The organism is Streptomyces sp. NPDC001204, from assembly GCF_053598035.1.
In genome coordinates, this window is record NZ_JBSFJL010000002.1 from 105,335 (window position 1) to 124,684 (window position 19,350).

The 19,350-nt window shown below is 68.8% G+C and carries 17 protein-coding genes and 1 pseudogene; 8 read left to right on the forward strand and 10 right to left on the reverse strand.

What is annotated here, in order from left to right; genetic code table 11:
• The first annotated feature begins 111 nt into the window (after positions 1-111).
• Positions 112-1,329, forward strand: coding sequence for a hypothetical protein (locus ACWC91_RS03410; protein ID WP_450640610.1), 1,218 nt, complete (start codon positions 112-114; stop codon positions 1,327-1,329).
• A gap of 114 nt (positions 1,330-1,443) precedes the next feature.
• On the opposite strand, the gene ACWC91_RS03415 is transcribed toward ACWC91_RS03410, so the two are convergent.
• The 3 genes from ACWC91_RS03415 to ACWC91_RS03425 all read right to left on the reverse strand — a co-directional run bounded on the left by ACWC91_RS03415 (position 1,444) and on the right by ACWC91_RS03425 (position 3,000).
• Positions 1,444-1,962, reverse strand: a complete 519-nt coding sequence (locus ACWC91_RS03415) for a levansucrase (RefSeq protein ID WP_450640612.1) — start codon at positions 1,960-1,962, stop codon at positions 1,444-1,446.
• A 34-nt stretch (positions 1,963-1,996) separates the two neighbouring features.
• Positions 1,997-2,551: a DUF2269 family protein gene (locus ACWC91_RS03420; protein WP_225078593.1), complete on the reverse strand. Its 555-nt coding sequence runs from the start codon at positions 2,549-2,551 to the stop codon at positions 1,997-1,999.
• Positions 2,552-2,691: 140 nt separating this feature from the next.
• Positions 2,692-3,000 carry a hypothetical protein gene (locus tag ACWC91_RS03425; RefSeq protein ID WP_450640614.1) on the reverse strand — a complete coding sequence of 103 codons (309 nt, stop codon included), beginning with the start codon at positions 2,998-3,000 and terminating at the stop codon, positions 2,692-2,694.
• Positions 3,001-3,226: 226 nt separating this feature from the next.
• On the opposite strand from ACWC91_RS03425, the gene ACWC91_RS03430 reads away from it, so the two are divergent.
• Positions 3,227-3,700 (forward strand): carboxymuconolactone decarboxylase family protein, encoded by a 474-nt coding sequence (locus tag ACWC91_RS03430; RefSeq protein ID WP_225078591.1) that lies wholly within the window; start codon positions 3,227-3,229, stop codon positions 3,698-3,700.
• Between the two features lie 116 nt (positions 3,701-3,816).
• On the forward strand, positions 3,817-4,014 hold the full coding sequence (locus ACWC91_RS03435) for a DUF1737 domain-containing protein (protein WP_141360578.1): 198 nt from the start codon (positions 3,817-3,819) through the stop codon (positions 4,012-4,014).
• 63 nt (positions 4,015-4,077) lie between these two features.
• Here the strand turns inward: ACWC91_RS03435 and ACWC91_RS03440 are convergent, their stop codons facing one another.
• A complete protein-coding gene (locus ACWC91_RS03440; protein ID WP_450640616.1) occupies positions 4,078-5,064 on the reverse strand; it encodes an Lrp/AsnC family transcriptional regulator in 987 nt (328 codons plus the stop codon).
• A gap of 123 nt (positions 5,065-5,187) precedes the next feature.
• On the opposite strand from ACWC91_RS03440, the gene ACWC91_RS03445 reads away from it, so the two are divergent.
• Both ACWC91_RS03445 and ACWC91_RS03450 read left to right on the forward strand, forming a co-directional pair.
• Positions 5,188-6,627 (forward strand): MFS transporter, encoded by a 1,440-nt coding sequence (locus ACWC91_RS03445; RefSeq protein WP_225078589.1) that lies wholly within the window; start codon positions 5,188-5,190, stop codon positions 6,625-6,627.
• Positions 6,624-7,802, forward strand: a complete 1,179-nt coding sequence (locus tag ACWC91_RS03450) for a M20 family metallopeptidase (protein WP_225078588.1) — start codon at positions 6,624-6,626, stop codon at positions 7,800-7,802. The genes ACWC91_RS03445 and ACWC91_RS03450 overlap by 4 nt, the downstream gene beginning before the upstream one ends.
• A gap of 12 nt (positions 7,803-7,814) precedes the next feature.
• On the opposite strand, the gene ACWC91_RS03455 is transcribed toward ACWC91_RS03450, so the two are convergent.
• Together ACWC91_RS03455 and ACWC91_RS03460 are read right to left on the reverse strand one after the other, a co-directional pair.
• Entirely contained in the window at positions 7,815-9,719 is a 1,905-nt protein-coding gene (locus tag ACWC91_RS03455) for an FHA domain-containing protein (RefSeq protein ID WP_450640618.1), read from the reverse strand.
• 361 nt (positions 9,720-10,080) lie between these two features.
• Entirely contained in the window at positions 10,081-10,692 is a 612-nt protein-coding gene (locus ACWC91_RS03460) for a TetR/AcrR family transcriptional regulator (protein WP_225078586.1), read from the reverse strand.
• Positions 10,693-10,925: 233 nt separating this feature from the next.
• Between ACWC91_RS03460 and ACWC91_RS03465 the strand changes: the two genes are divergently transcribed.
• Positions 10,926-12,542, forward strand: a complete 1,617-nt coding sequence (locus ACWC91_RS03465) for an MDR family MFS transporter (protein WP_225078585.1) — start codon at positions 10,926-10,928, stop codon at positions 12,540-12,542.
• 187 nt (positions 12,543-12,729) lie between these two features.
• On the opposite strand, the gene ACWC91_RS03470 is transcribed toward ACWC91_RS03465, so the two are convergent.
• Complete coding sequence (locus ACWC91_RS03470) at positions 12,730-13,416, reverse strand: hypothetical protein (RefSeq protein WP_450640619.1); 687 nt, start codon at positions 13,414-13,416, stop codon at positions 12,730-12,732.
• 351 nt (positions 13,417-13,767) lie between these two features.
• Here ACWC91_RS03470 and ACWC91_RS03475 point away from each other — a divergent pair, with 351 nt between their 5' ends.
• Entirely contained in the window at positions 13,768-13,920 is a 153-nt protein-coding gene (locus ACWC91_RS03475; protein ID WP_225078583.1) for an amino acid--tRNA ligase-related protein, read from the forward strand.
• Positions 13,921-14,251: 331 nt separating this feature from the next.
• On the opposite strand, the gene ACWC91_RS03480 is transcribed toward ACWC91_RS03475, so the two are convergent.
• Together ACWC91_RS03480 and ACWC91_RS03485 are read right to left on the reverse strand one after the other, a co-directional pair.
• Positions 14,252-14,473 (reverse strand): DUF397 domain-containing protein, encoded by a 222-nt coding sequence (locus tag ACWC91_RS03480; protein WP_263638360.1) that lies wholly within the window; start codon positions 14,471-14,473, stop codon positions 14,252-14,254.
• Positions 14,473-15,318 carry a helix-turn-helix domain-containing protein gene (locus ACWC91_RS03485; RefSeq protein WP_225078704.1) on the reverse strand — a complete coding sequence of 282 codons (846 nt, stop codon included), beginning with the start codon at positions 15,316-15,318 and terminating at the stop codon, positions 14,473-14,475. The genes ACWC91_RS03480 and ACWC91_RS03485 overlap by 1 nt, the downstream gene beginning before the upstream one ends.
• Before the next feature lie 156 nt (positions 15,319-15,474).
• Here ACWC91_RS03485 and ACWC91_RS03490 point away from each other — a divergent pair, with 156 nt between their 5' ends.
• On the forward strand, positions 15,475-16,194 hold the full coding sequence (locus tag ACWC91_RS03490) for an ATP-binding protein (RefSeq protein WP_450640621.1): 720 nt from the start codon (positions 15,475-15,477) through the stop codon (positions 16,192-16,194).
• Between the two features lie 12 nt (positions 16,195-16,206).
• On the opposite strand, the pseudogene ACWC91_RS03495 reads toward ACWC91_RS03490, so the two are convergent.
• Positions 16,207-19,344, reverse strand: a pseudogene (locus ACWC91_RS03495) (DUF3427 domain-containing protein).
• Positions 19,345-19,350 lie beyond the last annotated feature (6 nt).

Consider the following 19,350-nt stretch of genomic DNA (forward strand, 5'->3'; position numbering starts at 1 on the left):
TACGGCCTCTTACGGCCACGCGGGGCGGAAACTCGCGGACTCGCACAACCCTTCGACGAGGTGGGTGGTCATGCATGCATCACGTTGATAACTGATGTCACCGAGGTGAACATGAAGTTCCGTCGTTCTCTGACTCTCGCGGCGGCGACGGCCGCCATGGCCCCGGCCGTACTTCTCGCAGCCCCGGGCGCGTATGCGACGGACGGCGCCTCGCCCGCGAGCACGACGACGGTCACCACCGCCGCCGGGGACGATTCCTCATCGACCGAGGGGGACTCGACCCAGCCTCCGGGGGACACGAACCCGCCCGCAGGGGACACGAACCCGACTGGTGACACGAACCCGACTGGTGATACGAACGACGGCACCGGCCCGGGTGGGCCCGGCTCCGCCGAAGACAGCGACGAGAAGGCCGGTGCCGGTACCGGCGCGGACGGTTCGGCCGGCGAAGGCCAGGGCGGCTCGGCCGGTGAGGACAACGCGGGCAAGGGCGGGGAGAACGCTGCCGAGGACCCCTCCAAGCCCGGCTCGGACGGCCCGAAGGGCGAGGACGAGCCAACCGGTAACTGGTGCAGTCCCTACGGCGACAACGACGAGCTGTTCACCCACATCAGCGACAAGCCGCAGGAGGTTGTCGCCGGCAGCGGGTTCCACGCCTTCAACTACTACGTGATAAACGGGGACGATCAGGACATCAAGAACCTTGAACTCCACATCAGCGCCTGGACAAAAGTCCGCTTTGGGGCCCCTGAGACCGAGTACAAGTACGTCACCTTCCAGTACAGGGACCCGGCCACTGGGAAGTGGTCGGACATCGAACTGGACCAGCGGGGCGGCGGCAGTTTCACCACCGTTGATATCGCGGCCCACCAGACCTTGAACTTCGACCTGCGCCTGAGCGTGGCCGGTGACGCCCCGACCGGACTTGGCTTCATGAACTTCTTCAGCAGGTACCCCAAGGAAAACGGCGGCTACTGCTACTCCTACACGGACGTCACCGACATCGACAGCGAGTTCAACATCTGGGCGGCCGGCACCGGCCCGGGCAACCCGCCCGGGACCGAACCCGGGACGACGCCCGGGACCGAGCCCGGGACCAAATCCGGGAACAAGCCCCAGGGCGGCAGGAACGAGAACACGCCGACGCCCACTGCCACTGCCACTGCCACCAACGGGACGACCCCGAACGGCCACCTGGCCCAGACCGGCGCCGGTTCCGCCCTCCCCGCGATCGCCCTGGCCGGCGGCCTCGCGGTCTGCACCGGTGTAGGCGCGGTGTACGCAGTCCGCCGACGCAAGGCCATGGGCGGCGCCGGCACCACGGCCTGACGCACGACGAGGGGAACGCGGTACGGACACACGGGCGGGGTCTTACCGCCGGCCGCCCCGGCGGCCGCACCGGCCTCATCGGAGGAACCGGCCGGCCGTCTCGGCGCCGGAGGGTCAGCCGCCGTAGAAGTACCGCTTGCCCTTCTCGATGAAGTGGGACGCGTAGACCCGGCCGAGGACGGGCTTCCCGCGGTACATGCCCACATAGCGCCGCCCGCTGTCGACCACCACCGGCCGGGCCATGCAGGCGAACTCGTTGCGCTGCTGCTCCTCCGCCCACCGCACGGCGGCCGGGTCGACGTTCTCGCTGACCAGGACGGGGAAGGCGGCGACCCCGGTCTGGAGGCCCACGGGCAGCCCGCCCTTGGTGTCCTTGGCGTACTTCAGGACTCCGTAGGTGAAGTCCCTGATGGCGCCCACCGTGATCTCGGGGACCGCCGCGGCCACCGTGAACAGGTGCAGATTCGTGGCCATCCAGCGCATCCGGAAGTCGGAACGGCGTCCCACGAGCACGGGCATCCCGTGCCAGTCCTCCCACCGGGTGCCGCAACCGTCGGCCCGCAGCCGGCCCTCCAGGGCGGCGAGGTAGGCCCCCGCCTCCGACTGCTGCTGCCCGAACCCCTGTTCATACATGGGCGGGATCCTATGCCTGCCGTGACGTGGCCCGTCAGGCTCCTGTCGTCGAGCCCGGCCTGACGATCATCAGGACCGTCACGGCGGCCCACAACAGGTTGAACTGGCCGGTGAACATGGCGAGTCGAACGGTGGCCCTGGGGCTGAGGGTGGGGGCGGCGGCCGTGGGGGCGGTGACGGTGGTGGTGGTCGTCGCGGCGCCGCCGTCCCCGCCGTCAGTGCCGTCGGTGCCCTCTGCCACCCGCCGTTCCTCCAAGGCCTCGGCCATGGCGGTCTGCCGGGGCAGCACCAGCGCGACGAGGACGACGGCGGCGAGCGCGGTGAGGACGATCGACACGATCAGCCAGGTGTCGCCGAGCACGCCCATGTTCTTGGCCGTGGCGAACCCGAACACCGGGACGGCGACCCCGACGACGGCGTAGACCCGGCAGATGCGCAGCAGCAACAGCACGGTCTCCACTGCCCGCGGGTCCTCGGGCGAAGCCAGGGCCCGGCGCGCGGCGGGCGGGAACATGCTGGCGGCGACGGTGACGGGCCCGATGGCGATGATCGCGGCCAGGACGTGCACGGCGAGAAGGAACTTGGTCACGCCCCGACGCTAGACACCGGGCCGATCTTGAAGAAGTGGCGAGAGTGACAGGGATCAACGGATTCCCGCCGCCACCACCGCCGCCACCACCTCCGGCGCGGACGATCGGCGGCCCTGCCCACCCCTCCGGGTGGCCGGGCCTAGCGGGCGTCCCGCCGGTCGGCCACGGCCCAGGAGGCGAGGGCGACCGCGCCCGCGACCGTGAACACGGACGGCCAGGCACCCACCTTCTTGGCCAGCGGATGCGATCCCGCGAAGGCGGCGACGTAGGCGGCGGTGAGCGCCCCTGCCGCCTTCCCGCCGGCCCGCTGCCGCCACTGCCACGCTGACGCGGCCCCGGCGACCGCCAGCACGGCCCCGCCCAACTCCCGCTTCCCGGTCCACCGGGCCACGCCGTACCCACCGACGAGCCCACTCGCGGCGACCACCGCCGCAGGAACCCTGGCCATCACTGCCTCCCGCACTCGTAGGACAAACCAGGCTAACCCGCACGTCAGGCGGTGGACCGACGGGGGCCTGCCGTCCATGCCGAGTGATGAGACGCAGGTCACGTCAATCGCCCCGGCGGGGTCCGTCACACATCGCGGACCGGGCCCGTCGTAGGTGTGTAAGCGAAATCAAGCGAAGCAGCATGAAGCAGCACGAAGCAGAACGAACTCTTACAAGGAGCCCAGGATGGAAGCTCGTCTCAACCTCTTCGGCAACGCCCTCGCGGCCAAGTTCCTCCGCCAGATCAACGCCGCGGGCAAGACCGTGTCGGACTCGCCCCTCCCGGCCTCGACCCAGGAACTGGTGAAGATCCGCGCCAGCCAGATCAACGGCTGCGCTTTCTGCCTAGACATGCACACCAAGGACGCCGCCCACGCCGGCGAGACGGCCGTACGCCTCAACATGGTCGCCGCCTGGCGCGAGGCCAAGGTCTTCACCGAGGCCGAGCGCGCCGCCCTGGAACTGGCGGAGCAGGGCACCCGCCTCGCCGACGCCGCGGGCGGTGTCACCGACGAGGCCTGGGCCAACGCCGCCAAGCACTACGACGAGGACCAACTGGCGGCCCTGGTCACCCTCATCGCCATGATCAACGCCTACAACCGCCTGAACGTCATCGTCCAGCAGCCCGCGGGCGACTACGAACCGGGCATGTTCGGCTGACCCGGAACCCGGGGCTCCGCCGACCGCGACGGCTCGCCCGCCGACCTCGTCGGCCCGCTCGTCGGCCTCAACGGCCCGCCCGAGGACCCGTCGAGCCGGCCTGAGACCCTTTCCCCATGACCACACCACCAGACGGACTGCCCCGCTACCGGGTCCTGACCGGCCCGGACGACGCCTCGTTCTGCCGCCGTGTGAGCGAGGCGCTCGACCTCGGCTACCGACTCCACGAAGGCCCGGCCCTCACCTTCAACGGCGAGAACGTCATCGTCGCCCAGGCGGTGGTCTGGCCGACGGGGCCGGAGGAGCGGGGATAGGGACGTCCGCGCCCGGGCGGCCCGAGAGTCACGCCCGGGCCGTGCGGCCGGTGCCGGGGCCGGTCAGACGACCACCCCGGCTCTCTTGTACGAACGCAGCAACAGCGCCGCCTCCGCCCCCGTCACTCCGTCCAGTTCCGCGAACACCCGCGTGGTGAAGTCGTGCACGTCCTGGGCCGAGCGGTGGCTGGAGTAGCCGAGAACGTTCGCCCGGCCGGTGGTGATGACCAGGTGCCGTACGTCGGATTCACGAGCCAGGCGGCGTACGGCCATGTCCAGCGCGCGGTGTTCGACGGAGAGCCGGAAACGGGCCTCGACGGGGAAGCCGAGCACACCGGGCTCGGCATGCAGGCGCAGGTGCAGCACGTGCGAGTCCATGAGCCGGGCGAGCCTGCGCCGGGCCGTGGTCTCGCTCACGCACAGCTCGCGGGCGAGCCGGGCCATAGGGATGCGCGCGTCCCGTTCGAGCAGATCCACCAGATGGCGGTCGAGCTCGTCGACGACCAGCGGCTCGGGCAGGGCGCCGCCCTCGGCGACGCGACGGCGCGACGGTGTCGGCTCCTGGCGGTACGGGTCCCAGTCGTTGGCGGTCAGCAGGAGCCGCAGGACCACCGCCGTGTGCACGTCGGTGACACCGGGAATGCCGGCGATCGATCCGTCCACCGTGGTCAGGAGCTGCTCGGGACCCGGCACGAGGACCTCGGCCAGCACCTCGGGCGAGCCGGTGGCCACGTCCACGGAGCGTGTGTCCGGACGGCGCGCGAGCGCGAGGGCCACCGCGTGCAACTTCCCGGGCGCGCAGCGCACCGCCAGCTCCACGACCAGTCCCTCGCCCAGGTACTCGGGCACCAGGAACGCCGTGAACCGCACCAGGCCGGAACCGATCAGCCGGTCCAGCCGGCGTGCCACGGTGCGCTCGTGCACCTCGAGGCGGCCCGCCACATCCGCCCAAGCGGCCCTGGGGTCGCGGGCCAGCAGCCGGAGGATGGCGTGGTCCAGCGCGTCCAGGGCCGACGGCGCCGCTTCACCGGACTTGCCTGAATCCGCCAATGATCACCTCTCACATGCTTGTTTCCACTGAATATCCAGGGAGTCATTGCCGAGACTAAGTCGTTCGGGCGACCTTGAGTGGCACTTTCCGCCAGCCACTTTCCGTGAACAGGTGCGGCTTCCATGAACGACACCCCGATCCTCGCCCCTTCACCCGCGAGACCCGCCCTCCGCCCGACCCCGGTCGCCGCGGTGATCGTCTCCCTGGTCCTGGTGGAGCTGTCCAGCGGCATCACCCAGGGCTTTCTGGGCCCGCTGCTGAAGGGGCTCACCACCACCCTGCACGTGAGCGTCGCCGAGCTGAACTGGATCAGCATCGCGAACCTGCTCTCCAGCGTCGCCTTCACGCCCATCCTGTCCCGTCTGGGCGATCTGCACGGCCACCGTCGCGTGCTGCGCTGGAACCTGGGCATCGTGCTGATGGGCTCGGTCCTGGTGGGGCTGAGCCGGTCGTTCGGGCTGCTGCTCGCGGGACAGGTGCTCCAAGGCGCGTTCGCCGGGTTCTTCCCGCTGCTCGTCGGCATCCTGCGCAACCGGCGCACCGCCGCCGAGAGCCGGCGCGGCATCAGCCTCATGGTGGCCGCGCTGGTCGGCGGGCTCGCGCTGGGCACGGTGAGCAGCGGCCTGATCGCGGAGTACGTGGCGGCGCCGACCGCCGCGCTGTGGGTGCCCGCCGCAGCGGTGGGCCTCGCCCTCGCGGTGACCTGGCCGTTGCTGCCGGAGACCGAGGAACGGCCGGGCGGCTCCGCGGACTGGCTCGGCGCCGGGCTGCTGTGCGTGGGGCTCGTCGCCATCACGCTGGGGCTCGGGCAGGGCGGAGCGCCCGGCTGGGAGTGGACCTCGGCGAGGACGCTGAGCTGTCTGGCCGGCGGTGTGCTGGTGACGGCCGTGTGGGTGCTGGCCGAACTGCGGACCGCGGCGCCCGTCATGGACGTACGCCTGTTCCGGCGCCGCAACGTCGTCGTGGTCGCGATCGTCACCCTGACCTTCAGCTCCTGCATGCTCGGTCTGCTGGTCGCCAACCCTGTGTTCCTGAGCACCTCGCGCGCCGAGGCGGGCTACGGGCTCGGGCTCACGCCGCTGGCCACCGCGTTCGCGCTGCTGCCGAACATGCTGGCGCTCGTGCTCGGCGCCCTGGTCGCGCCCGCCGTCGCCGCACGGCTCTCCGACCGGCGGACCCTGCTCGCGGGCTCGCTGCTGATGGCTGCCGGAAACCTCGCCGTGTACGTCTCCCACAGCAGCCTCGTGCCCTACCTGACCTGCACCGCCGTCGTCGGTCTCGGCAGCGGGCTGCTCCAGCACTCCACCCGGACCCTCGCCGTCGAGGCCGTACCGCACGACCAGACCTCGGTGGGCTCCGGCATCAACGAACTCCTCATCAACGTCGGCGGCTCGCTCGGCGCCGCCGTGGTGCTCTCCGTCTTCGCCGCCGAGACCGCCGCGGGCAGGTCGCTGCCCGCCGTCACCGCCTACACCCACGCCTGGGCGATCTGCGCCGCCGTGTCCCTGGCGGGCGCGCTCGTCTCCCTGCTCTACCGCCGCCCCGCGAAGGAGGCCCAGTGATCAGCGCCCAGCTGAAGGAACGGTGCCGGGACACCGTCACCCGCGCGCAGGACCAGGTCCTCGCGCTCAGCCACAGCCTGCACGCCGAGCCGGAACTCGCCTACGAGGAGCACCGGTCCGCCAGGAAGATCGCCGACCTGGCCGAGGGCGCGGGCTTCGCGGTCGAACGGGGCGTGTGCGGCCTGCCGACCGCGTTCACCGCGACCGCCGGCTCGGGGGACCTGGTCATCGGGATCTGTGCCGAGTACGACGCGCTGCCCGGCATCGGCCACGCCTGCGGCCACAACGTCAACGGCGCCGCCGCCGTCACCGCCGCCCTCGCGCTCGCCTCCGTCGCCGACGACATCGGCGTCACCGTCAAACTCCTCGGCACACCCGCCGAGGAGTACGGCGGCGGCAAGGCCGACATGCTGCGCGAAGGGGCCTTCGACGACGTGGCGGCGGCGATGATGGCACACGCCGCGCCCACCGACGCCATCGGCATGACCTCGCTCGCCATCAGCAGCTGGAAGGTCGCGTACACCGGTCGTACGGCGCACGCGGCGGCGATGCCGCACCGCGGGGTGAACGCCGCCGACGCGATGATGATCGCGCAGGTCGCGATCAGCGCCTACCGGCAGCAGATGACGCCCGGCGCGGTCGTCTCCGGCATCGTCACCTCCGGCGGCGAGGCACCCAACGTCATCCCCGGCCGTACGACGGCGGACTACGACTGCCGCGCCGAGACGATCGAGGAACTGCGGGAGCTCCAGGTCCGGGTGCGCGCCTGTTTCGAGGCGGGGGCACTGGCGACGGGCGCCGAGCTGGCGCTCGAAACGGTCGGCAACGACTACGCCGATCTGCGGCAGGACCTGGACATGTGCGCGCTGTACCGCGAGGCGGCGGTCGACCTCGGCCGCACCGTGCCGCCGCGCGACCCCCGGCTGCGCGGCGGGTCGACGGACATGGGCAACATCTCGCAGACCGTGCCGTCCATCCACCCCATGATCGGCTACGACTGCGGTGACGCGATCATGCACAACCCCGATTTCACGCGATACGGCACGACCGCGAGCGCGGACCTCGCCGTCCTGGACGGCGGGCTCGCCATGGCATGGACGGCGCTGGGCCTCGCGACCGACGAGGGGCAGCGGAGCCGGTTGCTGAAGCGGCTGGCGGAGCGCGGCCGTCGCTAGCTCCGGTGGTCTTCAGGCCTTGAGACGGGGATCGGGCTGCTTCGTGACGGGTGTCAGTGAGGGGACCTGCCGGTAGAAGATGTCGATGTCCACCTCTTCGCCGCCGACGGTCAGGGTGTCCCAGGCCCCGCTCGCGAGCAGGGCGCGGACGGTTTCGGGCTTCAGTTTCCGCAGGTGGTCGCGGAGGGCCGCGTCGTCCGGCATGCCCGGGACCCGCGGTGAGAGACGGTCGCGGATCTCCCGCAGCCGTTCCATGAAGGCGTCGATGTCCGCCTCGTTCGCCTTGTCCGCCCCGCCGTCCGGAACCTCAGGTACGGCCGCCTCGATGCTCTGCGCGATCGTGTCCTTGATCGCGCAGGTGTCGCCGTGTTCGTCGGTGGTCACCATCGCGTTCCACGCACGGCTCTTGTGCCGGTACTGGAGCATCGACATCGCCGCCTCGTGACGGACGAAGTCGGCGTCGCGGAAGGCCTTCCCCCGCCAGGCGTTGCTGAGGGAGCGCGCGAGCGAAATGGCCGACGCGAGCCCGCTGTTGAGCCCGCGTCCCGGCCAGAAGTGGATCGCGTTGGCGGCGTCCCCGAGCAGGAAGCCGTACGTCCCCGGAGTGGCGGGCGTCGGGGAGTGGAGCCGGGCGGTGAAGCGCGGCCGCTGCACCATGTCCAGCCGGAACCCGGTGACGGCGCTCAGGTTCCCCTCGGTGACGCCGAAGAGGACGAGGCCCTCCAGCACGCGCTTCCACAGGGCCGAACCCTTGACCAGGGCGGGCAGGAACAGCGTGCCGTGCGTCGAGCAGCGGAAGTCCCCTTCCTCGTTGCGGCCCATGAGACAGGGCCGCGAGGCGACACACTGCTCGAACACGTGCCGGACGGGGTCGACCCCGATCACCTCCTGGGCCTCGGCGTCGGTGAGGCGCATGTTCAGGAAGCCCTCGCCGCGCAGGGAGTTCAGAAGGAAGCGGTTCTGCGCCACCGTCAGCAGGACGGCCATGGGGTCCGGCAGGTCGGACTTCACCCGCAGCCCCAGCACGACGTCCTGGACGTGCTGCCCCTTCAGGGAGTAGATCGACGCGTCGGGAGCGCCGAACTTGTCGCTGAAGTGATCCCGGGTCCGCGAGCGGCCGCCCTCGCAGATGGCGAGCACGTGGTCCTTGACCACCGTCTCGCGCTGCTCGGTCGCGTCGAAGCGGGTGGGAACGAGCCGGATCCGGTCGGACTTCTCGTTCGCCATCTCCAGGAGTACGTCCTCGACGTAGGCGATCCGGATGTTCCGCGGGCCATAGCCCTGTACGGAGTCCGGACCGGCCGGCCACATCTCGGTGTACGCGCCGGCGCCGAACAAGCGCTCCTGGACCTTCTCGGGGAGGTTCAGGTACTGGCGGCTCTGGACGGTCACGACCTGCTGCCGCCGGACGTTGCCCTGTGTCTCGTTCTTCCAGACGACCCGCGAGCCGTCCTGGGTCCAGCGGCCGTCGTAGACGGTGATGGCCACGCGCCGCCCCATCAGATGCTCCAGCAGCAGGGCGAAGCTCAGCCCCACGGGACCGCCGCCCGAGAGGGTGACGTTCAGGACCGGGCCCGGCGCGGCGGCCGTGAGCGGGTTCGGCACATCCGTGATCGTCTCCATCGCCTCGGGGATCTCGAAGCAGAAGACCTCGTCGCCGATGGTGATCTCGTCGCCGGACGCGAGGACGTGGGACGTCACCTGCTTCCCGTTGACCAGCGTCCCGTTGCGGCTTCCCCGGTCGTACAGGACGTACCGGTCGGCCTCCCGCAGTACTTCCGCGTGCAGACGCGAGGCCCGCCCACTGGCGATCACGACACTGCTGTCACCGCTGCGGCCGAAGGTGACCGGAGTGACGCCGACGGAGAACCGCCGCCCGGCCAGAGGCCCCACACGCCCGGTGATCGAAGCCGGCATGGCCACTCCCCCCTTGGATCTGTCCGTACTGGCCGTAAGGCGGTCGTGGCCAGGACACCGACCGACTCGAATCAACAGCTCGGCACAGACAGCCGTGTTCCCCCCACGCCCGTTGCCCCAGCCCCCAACAGGTGGGTTCCAGGTTCGCGCCACGGTCGCCCCCGCGCAAGGCCGTAGGACGGGAAGTTGCAGATCAGGCGTGGTGTGGCGGGAGGGGCGCGGGGGACTCAGGGGGCGGATTGGAAGAGGCCGCGCCGCGAGGGCGAGGCCCTGACGGTCTCGGCTCGGTTCGGCGGCTGCCCGGCCCCGAGCGGCCCGGCAGCCGACCGAGGGCAGGCGGGGTGCCCGGTCCGTTGCGACGTCACGTCTGCCTCAAGGCGTCCGGAGCGGGCTCTGCGTCGCACTCGGCCGGCGGGTTCAGCAGTTGGGCGATGTCGCGGGCGGCGGCGACGACCTGCTCATTGCTCGCCTCCAGGCCCTGGGCCGCGAAGAAGGCGAGGTTGACGCTGAACAGGGCCATGCGGATGCGCAGTGCCTCCTCCACGGAGGCGTCCGGGCCGGTGAGGGCGTCGAAAAGGGCGGTCAGCCGCTCGAAGACGTTCTCCCGGCCGGGATGCAGTTCCTTGACGACGTGCTGGTTGGCGAAGGCGAACCGCACAGCCTGCAGGCCCTGCCGAGAGACCAGGTCGATCATCCGGTCGATGGTCTGCGCGCGCAGTCGCGGGCCGGGAGGCTGCGTACGGGCCCAGTCGACGAGTTCGTCCAGGGCCGCCAGATGCTCGGTGAACAGCGAGCGGACGATGTCCTCCTTGCCGTTGAAGTGGTAGTACAGGGCCGCCTTGGTGATGCCCAGGCGCTCGGCGATCTCTCGCAGGGAGGTGGCTTCGTAGCCTTGTGCGGCGAACAGTTCCAGGGCCACCTTGCGGATCTCGGCCTTGGTGTCGCTGCCTCGCCGGTGTCCTGCGCCCGCCATTTTCATCCGCCTTCTTCCGGTGGTGCCGCGTCCGACCGATCTTCGTCGCCGGGGGTCTCGCTTGCAAGCTTACCGCCCGGCAAGTAAGTTACTTAACGGCCGGTAGGTGACGCCGTGACGTCGAAGCAGGCTTCTCCCCGTGCACCGTCCGTCCCGCGCAGGCGCTGCGGGGCGGGCGTGCCGCGTGCGGTCCGCTACCCGCCAGCACTCCCGTTCCCAAGAAAGGCACTGCCATGGCGTCGACCGCAGCCAACCCCGACCAGGAGTCACCGCCCCGGTTCACCCACCGCGAGATCATGGTGACGATGAGCGGCCTGGTCATCGCGCTGCTGCTGGCCATGCTCGACAACATGATCGTGGCTCCCGCCCTGCCCACGATCGTGGGCGACCTGGGCGGGCTCAACCACCTGGCATGGGTGACCACCGGCTACGTCCTGGCCTCCACCGTCGCCACCCCGATCTGGGGCAAGCTCGGCGACCTGCTCGGCCGAAGGATCACCTTCCTGTCCTCCATCGTGATCTTCCTGCTCGGCTCGGCGCTGTGCGGCATGTCGCAGAACATGGGTGAGCTGGTCGGCTTCCGCGCTCTGCAGGGCCTCGGTGCCGGCGGCCTGATGGTGGGCGTCATGGCGGTGGTGGCCGAGATCGTGCCGCCGCGTGAACGCGGCAAGTACCAGGGCGTGATGATGGCCGTGATGCCGGTCGCCATGATCGGCGGACCGCTGGCCGGCGGCTTCATCACCGACCACCTCAGCTGGCGCTGGGCCTTCTACGTCAACCTGCCGCTGGGCGTCGTCGCCCTGGTGGTGTGCTGGTTCACCCTGGCCAAGCTGCCGCGTGGCACCGGCCGGGTGCGCATCGACTGGACCGGGGCGGCCCTGCTCACCGTCTGGATCACCGCGCTGGTCCTGATCACCAGCTGGGGCGGCAACGAGTACGACTGGACCTCGGCGACGATCATCGGCCTGGCGGTGGTGACCGTGGCGGCCTTCGTCGCCTTCGTGTTCGTCGAACGCCGCGCCGCCGAGCCGATCATGCCGCTGGCGGTCTTCGGCAACCGTGACTTCTCCCTGGCCGGGGCGCTCAGCTTCATCGTCGGCTTCGCCCTCTTCGGCGGGGTGACCTTCCTGCCGCAGTTCCAGCAGTTCGTGCAGGGCTCCTCCGCCACCAACAGCGGCCTGCTGCTGATGCCGATGATGCTCGCCTCGATGGCGCTCTCGCTGGCCGGCGGCGCCATGATCAGCCGCACCGGCCGCTACCGCGCCTGGCCGATCGCCGGCACTGTCCTGATGGCCGCCGGACTGGCCCTGTTCGCCACCATGGACACCGGCACCTCCCGCACCGTCACCTCGCTGTACATGGTCGTCCTCGGCGCCGGCATGGGCTGCCTGATGCAGACCACCATGCTGATCGCCCAGAACAACGCCCCGCTGAAGGACATGGGCGCCGCCACCGGTGCCGCGACCTTCCTCCGCAACATGGGCGGCTCCCTGGGCGTCTCCCTGCTGGGCTCGGTCTACGCCTCCACCCTCACCGACTCCGTCGTCTCCCACGGCGGTATGGCGACCGGTTCCGGCGGCTCGGCCGCGGTGTCGCAGATGACGCCGGAGGCTCTCAGGAACCTGCCCGAGGCAGCCCGGCAGGTGTTCCAGCAGGCCGTCACCGACGGCGTCAGCTCCGTATTCACCTGGGGCGCGGTGGTGGCCGGCGTGGGCCTGCTGATCGCCGTGCTCATCCGCCAGGTGCCGCTGCGGGGCTTCGAGGCACCGGCCCCCGCCGACGCCTCCGGCAAGTCCGGAGCAGCCCAGGACGACCAGGGGGCCACCGAGAAAGCCCCAGCCGGCAGCTGACGACCCACCGCCTCCCCTCTCCGCTCGGGGACGAGCAGGAGAGGGGACTGCCCCTCCCCGTCAGGGGACGGCCGGGGATGGGGGCGGCGCCCGGGCCGGTCCATTACGGACCGGCCCGGGCGGATCCGTCGTGTACTCCAGGAGGCGGGACAGGCGGTGTAGCTACGGTGGTTCAGCCGATCCGGAGTCAGTACTGCTGCTCGATGCTGATCGCGGCGGTGTCCCCGGCGGTGTCCATGCTCAGCGTTGCCTCGCCGAGGTCGAGGTCTTCGACCTGCATGCCGTCCTTGCCGAGCATGGCGGGCAGCTTGGCCTGGATCCAGGTGCGGACCTTGGCGTTGTCGATGCCGTCGAGGCCGGCGGATGTGATGCAGTCGGTGAAGACGGCGACCTGGTCGGCGGAGCTGCCCTTGGGAATGCCGACGGCGTTGCAGGACAGGCTGAGGATCCCTCGGTGGGTGTCGGTGATGGCGTGGGCGACGAAGGAGGGGGCGCTGGTGGCGCCCTTGGCTTCGCCGAACCAGTCGCGGGTGGGCGGCAGGCCGGCGATGCTCTCCTTGGCGCCCTGCTTCTCCCAGATGACGCCGTAACTGGTCATCTTGTCGACCCAGGGGGCAATGTTGCCGCCGAGGGTGGAGGTCGTGGTCCCGGCGAGATCGCCGGCCTTGACGTCTTTCTCCTCGGCAGTCGGCTTCGGCGACGCGGTGCCAGTCGGCGCGATGCTTTTGGCGGAGCTGGTGGTGTCGTCGCTCTTATCGTCTCCGTCGCCGACGACCGCGCCGATGATGCCGATCACGACGAACAGAGCGAAGACACCGAGGCAGCCGACTCCGACGATCTTGCCCGCACTGCGCTTCTTCGGCGGCGGGGGCATGGGTGCCCCTGGCTGCTGCGGGCCACCCCAACCGGGCTGCTGGGGCTGTTGCGAGTACTGCTGGCTCATTGGTTCCCCTGGGACATGTTTTGCGTGTTGCCCCTGTGGGACTGGTGAAGAACATGTGCAGTTGCCCTGAAACGGTGAAAGTCACCTGATCGTGACCATACTTGCCGGTGGGTGGGCATCTGCTCGCCGTGCGCGCACCGGAAGTCCGACCTAGAGGAAGCCCTCTGCCTCATAGTCGGGCAGTGGGGGTTGCCGGGCGTGGTTGCAGACCGGGAGCAGGGGCGCGGTTGCGGGTTGTTTTCTCGGTTCACGCGAGATCGGCCGAGGCATGTAGCGGAGCCGATGCAGGACTACCTGAACGCGCTCCGGCACAGGTGCCCGCCCCACCGCGGGCTGGACATGAGCCTCGTACGCGTGCCGCTGGTGGTGCTCGTCCTGGAGCGAATCCGAGCGGTCACCTTCCTCTTCCGTGGGTCCAACCGGCTCACCCCCTAGACGGCCGCTGGAGGCGTCCCACGGCACGGGCCCATGTCTCGTGCCGTGGGGCATGTACGGACACGCTCGACAGGGCCTTGGTCTGTCCAACCGGGCACGTTGGTGACTTGATCTTCTAGCTGCCAGAGCGAGAACTCCCAGCCGGCGAGGTGGTCGATCAGGCCCGGGCGTATCGGCGGATCGCTTTGTGAGGGCCCCATCCCGACTGGCGAGGTGCGGAAGTGGAGGTCTGGGCCTCCCGATACTTGGTCGCCTCGGGGTGTGGTGGCCCTCTGTCGCCGCTGGACGTGCATCAGGCCCTGCTGCGTGATCAGGCGGGCGGGAGTGTCTCTCAGCATGCCGAAAAGTCTGACCCATCGGTTACTCGGGGACGGCGTGCACCAGCCACAAACCTCGTCCATGCCCTGACCGATACGGTGAGATGGGGATGCCCGGGCTGCTTGGAGTCCCGCACGAGCACGCCGGACGGGACGAAAGCGGCCTCTACGCACTCGGTCCCGCTGCCGCCGCTGTAGGAGGACTTGAACCAGTGCACTTCCGCCGACGTCACCATCAAGGCTCCCTGTTAATCCGGTCGATGAGCTCAGCAGAGGACTCGAAGTCGAGTGCCTGGGCGCTGAGGTATTCGAACGCCAACCTATAACGCTCCAGTTCCTGCGGCTTCTCCATGAAGAGGCCGCCGCCGATCAGGTCCACGTACACCACGTCCAGTTCGGGAGCCTGCCCGCGCAGGACAGCGAAGCTGCCGACCGCTGCTGCGTGCGCACCGCGTTCGAACGGCAGCACCTGGACGGTGACGTGCGGTCGTTGGGACACGGCGATCAGGTGTTCCAACTGCTGCCGCATCACGTCTCGGCCGCCCACCAGCCGTCGGATCGCCGCTTCGTCGATCACACACCAGATGTGAGGAGGCGCGTCTCGGTCCAGCAACTCCTGACGCTTCATGCGGATGTCCACCATGTGCTGCACCTCGCGCTCTTCGCATTGCACTTCAGAAGCGCGGTGTACGGCTTCGGCATATGCGCGTGTTTGCAACAGGCCAGGCACGTACATACAGGCGTAGTGGTCTTCGCGTACGACCTCGTCTTCCAGGGTGAGCATGAGGTTCATTGACTCGGGGATGGGGTCGGCTAGAGACCGCCACCACCCCTGGATCTTGGCGCCTTTGGCCAGCTCCACCAGAGCCGCACGTTCCTCGTCCGTGGCACCGTACTCACGGCAAAGGGCGTCAACGGCCGGCCATTTCACCGTCCCTTCCTTCGTTTCGTAGCGGCTGAGTGTCGCCTTCGAGATGCCGACGCGAGCGCCTGCCTCCTCCAGTGTCAGTCCCTTCAGCTCTCGGAGTCGACGTAGGTCGGCTCCCAGTTGGCGCCTACGGGTAGTTGGTCCAACTGCCATGCTCACGGCCCTTTCCTGTTGCTGCGGTAGATCGTTGTCGGCCCTCAGGAGAGGCGGCAAGGTGGTGTGCGCCGGGGCGCGTTGCGCGCCCTCGCGCTCCTCTTGGCCAGAGATGAGAGTTCCATTTCGTAACTCTCACTGCGACTCTTGGTTGTCATGTTGTCACTGAGCGCGCCGGGCGCCATCGACAGTGTGAGTGAAGAGGCGGAGTACGTCATGGAGTGCACCGGATGTATGCCGAAAAAGGCGTGGGAGCTGCCGTTTCTAGCCGAGGCGGAAGAAGTTGCGGTCCTGCGGCGCATGTTGCGGCTCCACTTGGAGCTTTGGGGCCTGCAGGAAGTCAGCGAAGCTGCCCAGCTGTGCGTGAGCGAGCTCGTCGCCAACGTCATTAAGCACGTAGGGCCCGCCACCCCGACCACGCTCGCCGTCTTCATGAACGGCTCCCACTTGCGCATCGAAGTCCATGATCCCGACCCCCGAGCCCTCCCAGTCCTGGCGGACGCGGACTCAAACGCTGAGACGGGACGAGGTGTTGCTCTCATTGACGCCATCACCGACCGTTGGGGCGTCGACCTCACAGCCGGACGCAAGGCCACGTGGTGTGAGCTGCGCACGAGTCTCGCTGCGGACGACGGGCACACCACAGGGCCTCGTATGGCACGAGCTGCGCACGTGCTCGGGCACTACACCGAGGTGCCGAAGCTGCCGCAAGGCTCCCGGCTCAGTCGGCTGGGGACGGTAGTGGCGGAGGAGACGGCGATCAATGTGATCGCCGATCTCCTCCACTGGCTCGGCGCTCATGGCCGGGACCCGGACGAGGTACTGGAGCGAGCTCAGGCGCACTTCCAAGCCGAGGCCGAACCGGCCGACTTTTAGCGGAGCTGTGGATCAACTCGCCGTGATGGCCGAGTACGTCCACGCGTCCGCCGGGAGATCGTGCTGCAAGCGCCAGGTGATCGCCATCGGCTTGCTTCCCGTGTGGGACTGGTACGTCGCCGGGCCGAGGAGCATCCAGGGCTCGGATTTGCCTATGTCGGTGTTCTTGTAGCGCCGCATGAACAGCAGGACGTGGCTGCCGCGCTGCTCGTGCTGCCGGTAACGCAGCCCGGTTCGGGAGCTCTCGGCCGTTGAGTTCTGCGACTCCCAGTGGAAGAGCGTCGGGCTCAACGCGTAGTCCTTGTACCGGACGGTGGGTGAGAAGTCCCTCTCGTTCTTCTCCAACGTGATCAGCAGGGCGTCCGTCTGGAGCGCCTCGGTCCACTGGACACCCTGTGCGAAGGAGCGGGGCATCTGCCCACCGAAGCGGGCCACACCGAGAGCGGCGAGGATTTCCGAGCGGTTGTAGGCACTGTGAACCTTCAGCGGGACCTGGCTGAGGCGGCCGGAGAGCGGGATGGGGATGTGGTCGGCCTGCTCGATGACGTGTGACAGGACTTGTCTCAGCTCATCTCGGAACGTCTGCTGAGACCGAAGGGATGCAAGACCCTCTTGGAAGCTGGTGAAGCCTCCTGCGTTGTCCTACAAGTTGAAGAACAGCATGCGGGCGTACGACTGATCGTTCCGGTCCAGTTCCTCGTACGGTGGAGCACCGTCCTGGAGGAGGCGGAGGTAGGCGTCCGCGCGCTCAGGGTCGTCCACGTGGAGGAAGGCGTGGACCCGCTTGAGCAGTGCGGCTTCCTCAGCCGGCGCGGGCTCCTCGATCAGATTGGCACGGCGCAGCACGGTCGTCCAGGAGTTCTCGCTCTTGTAGAGCTCCTTGATCTCCCGGCGGCTCTCCCGAAGATAGTCGGCGAGGCGTGGCGTGCCGTAGGCCTGGACCTCCTTCACCAACGTCCTGACGGTGGAGTTCACTTGGGTGCGGATGTTGTCGAGGACGAGATCCTTGGACTTGCCCTCCAGGATGATCTGGCAGCCGGACGGCAGTTGTGGGAAGTCGTGCTCGATGTGATCGATGAGCCGGTTCCGCGAGAGGTTGGTCAGTGCCCGGAACTGCTCCTCGAAGCGGAAATCCGCCCTGTGTTGTCCGATGAAGTCGAGAACCGTGAGCACCGGCTTCGTCTCGGTGCGCCTCAGCCCCCGGCCCAGTTGCTGGAGGAAGACGGTGGCGCTGTTGGTGGGGCGGAGGAGGAGCAGCGTGTCGACGTCGGGGATGTCGAGGCCCTCGTTGAACAGGTCGACGGAGAAGATCACTTGGAGGTTTCCGCCGCGCAGTTCAGACAATGCCTGGGCGCGAATGTCAGTGGGTGAGTCGCTGTCGAGCGCCACGGCTTTGAAACCGGCCTCGCGGAAGAAGTCCGCCATGAAGCGCGCGTGTGCCTTGGTCACACAGAAGCCGAGCGCGCGCATGGCTCCCGGGTTGGAGACCTTGTCCCGGATCTGCTTGACCACGATCCGGGCACGGGCGTGATTGCCCGTGTAGAGGTTGCCGAGCTCCTGGTCGGCATACGTACCCCTCTGCCAACCCAGGTTCGTCAGATCGGTGCCGTCAGGGATACCGAAGTAGTGGAAGGGGCACAGTAGGTCGTTTTCCAGGGCTTCCCACAGCCGCATCTCGGCGGTGATCCGGCCCTCGAAGAACTCGTCCTGGACGTTGAGCCCGTCCATCCGCTCGGGGGTCGCCGTCAGACCGAGGAGTTCCTTCGGCGTGAAGTGGTCGATGACCCGCCTGTACGTCGTCGCGGTGGCGTGATGGAACTCGTCGATGACGATGATGTCGAAATGATCGGGGGCCAGCTGCTCCAAGCGCTGCACGTTGAGAGATTGGACGCTGGCGAAGACGTGGTTCCAGTCGCGCGGGTCTTGCCCCGCGTGCAGCAGCTCTCCGAAGGACGCGTCGTCCAGCACCTCTCGGTAGGTACGCAGAGACTGCTTGAGGATCTCCTTGCGGTGGGCCACGAACAGCAGCCTCGGCCGGTTGCCGTCCGACTCCTTGCACAGGCTGCGGTAGTCCAGGGCGGCCATCACTGTCTTCCCGGTACCGGTCGCCGCGACCAGCAGGTTCCGGTGCCGCCCACGGAGCTCCCGCTCGACGGTGAGCCGCTCCAGCATGTCCCGCTGGTGCGGGAAGGGACGTACCTGGAGACCGGAGAGGTTGATCTTCAGGTCGGTGCTGGATCTGGTGCCACTCGCCTGGGCCAGCGCTCCATCGAGGCGTTCGCCGTGGAGATCGGGGTCGTACGTCTCGAAGGCGCTGTCGTTCCAGTACGCGTCGAACGTCGCCTCGAACTTGTTCAGTACCGCGGGTGTGGCGACGGACGATAGCCGTACGTTCCACTCCAAGCCGTCGAGCAGTGCGGCCCTGGACAGGTTCGAGCTGCCGACGTAGGCGGTGTCGAAGCCCGTCTTGCGCCGGAACAGCCAGGCTTTGGCGTGTAGGCGGGTGGAGCGTATCTCGTAGTTGACCTTGACGGTCGCGCCGAAGTCCCGCACCAGCCGGTCGAGCGCGTGACGGTCGGTGGCCCCCATGTACGTGGTCGTGATGACCCGAATCTGTACGCCGCGCTCCTTGGCGGCGCGAAGAGCGTCCTCCAGGACCCGGATGCCGTACCACTTCACGAACGCGCAGAGCAGGTCGATGCGGTCCGCGGTCGCGAGCTCGGCGCGCAGCTCGGCACCGAGGCTGAGGTCCTCCGGCGAGTTCGTGAGCAACGAGGTCTCGGACAGCGGGGTGAGGGGGCGGATCGCGTAGGCCCCCGGCGCCTCCCGCTTGGCGAGGGCGAGCAATTGGCGGGGACCGTCGACGACCGTGCTGATGGGCTCGACGTCGGTCTGACCGGTGGCCAGAGATTCCAGGACCTTGTTGACGAAGGGGACTCGCTGATCGGAGGGGAGCTGGTTGAGAGTGCGGGCGACCACCTCACCGACATGCCGGGCCAAAACGTGAGGCGAGGACTCCTTGCTGACCTCGGCGTCGATGGCCTTCCACCCCATGGCCTCGAGCTGCCCCAGCTCGTCGTGCACGTCCTCAGTGATCAGCTTCTCGTACACGCCGGCGATGGGCTGTTCCAGGTCCTGTGCCTTTGCCACCTTGCC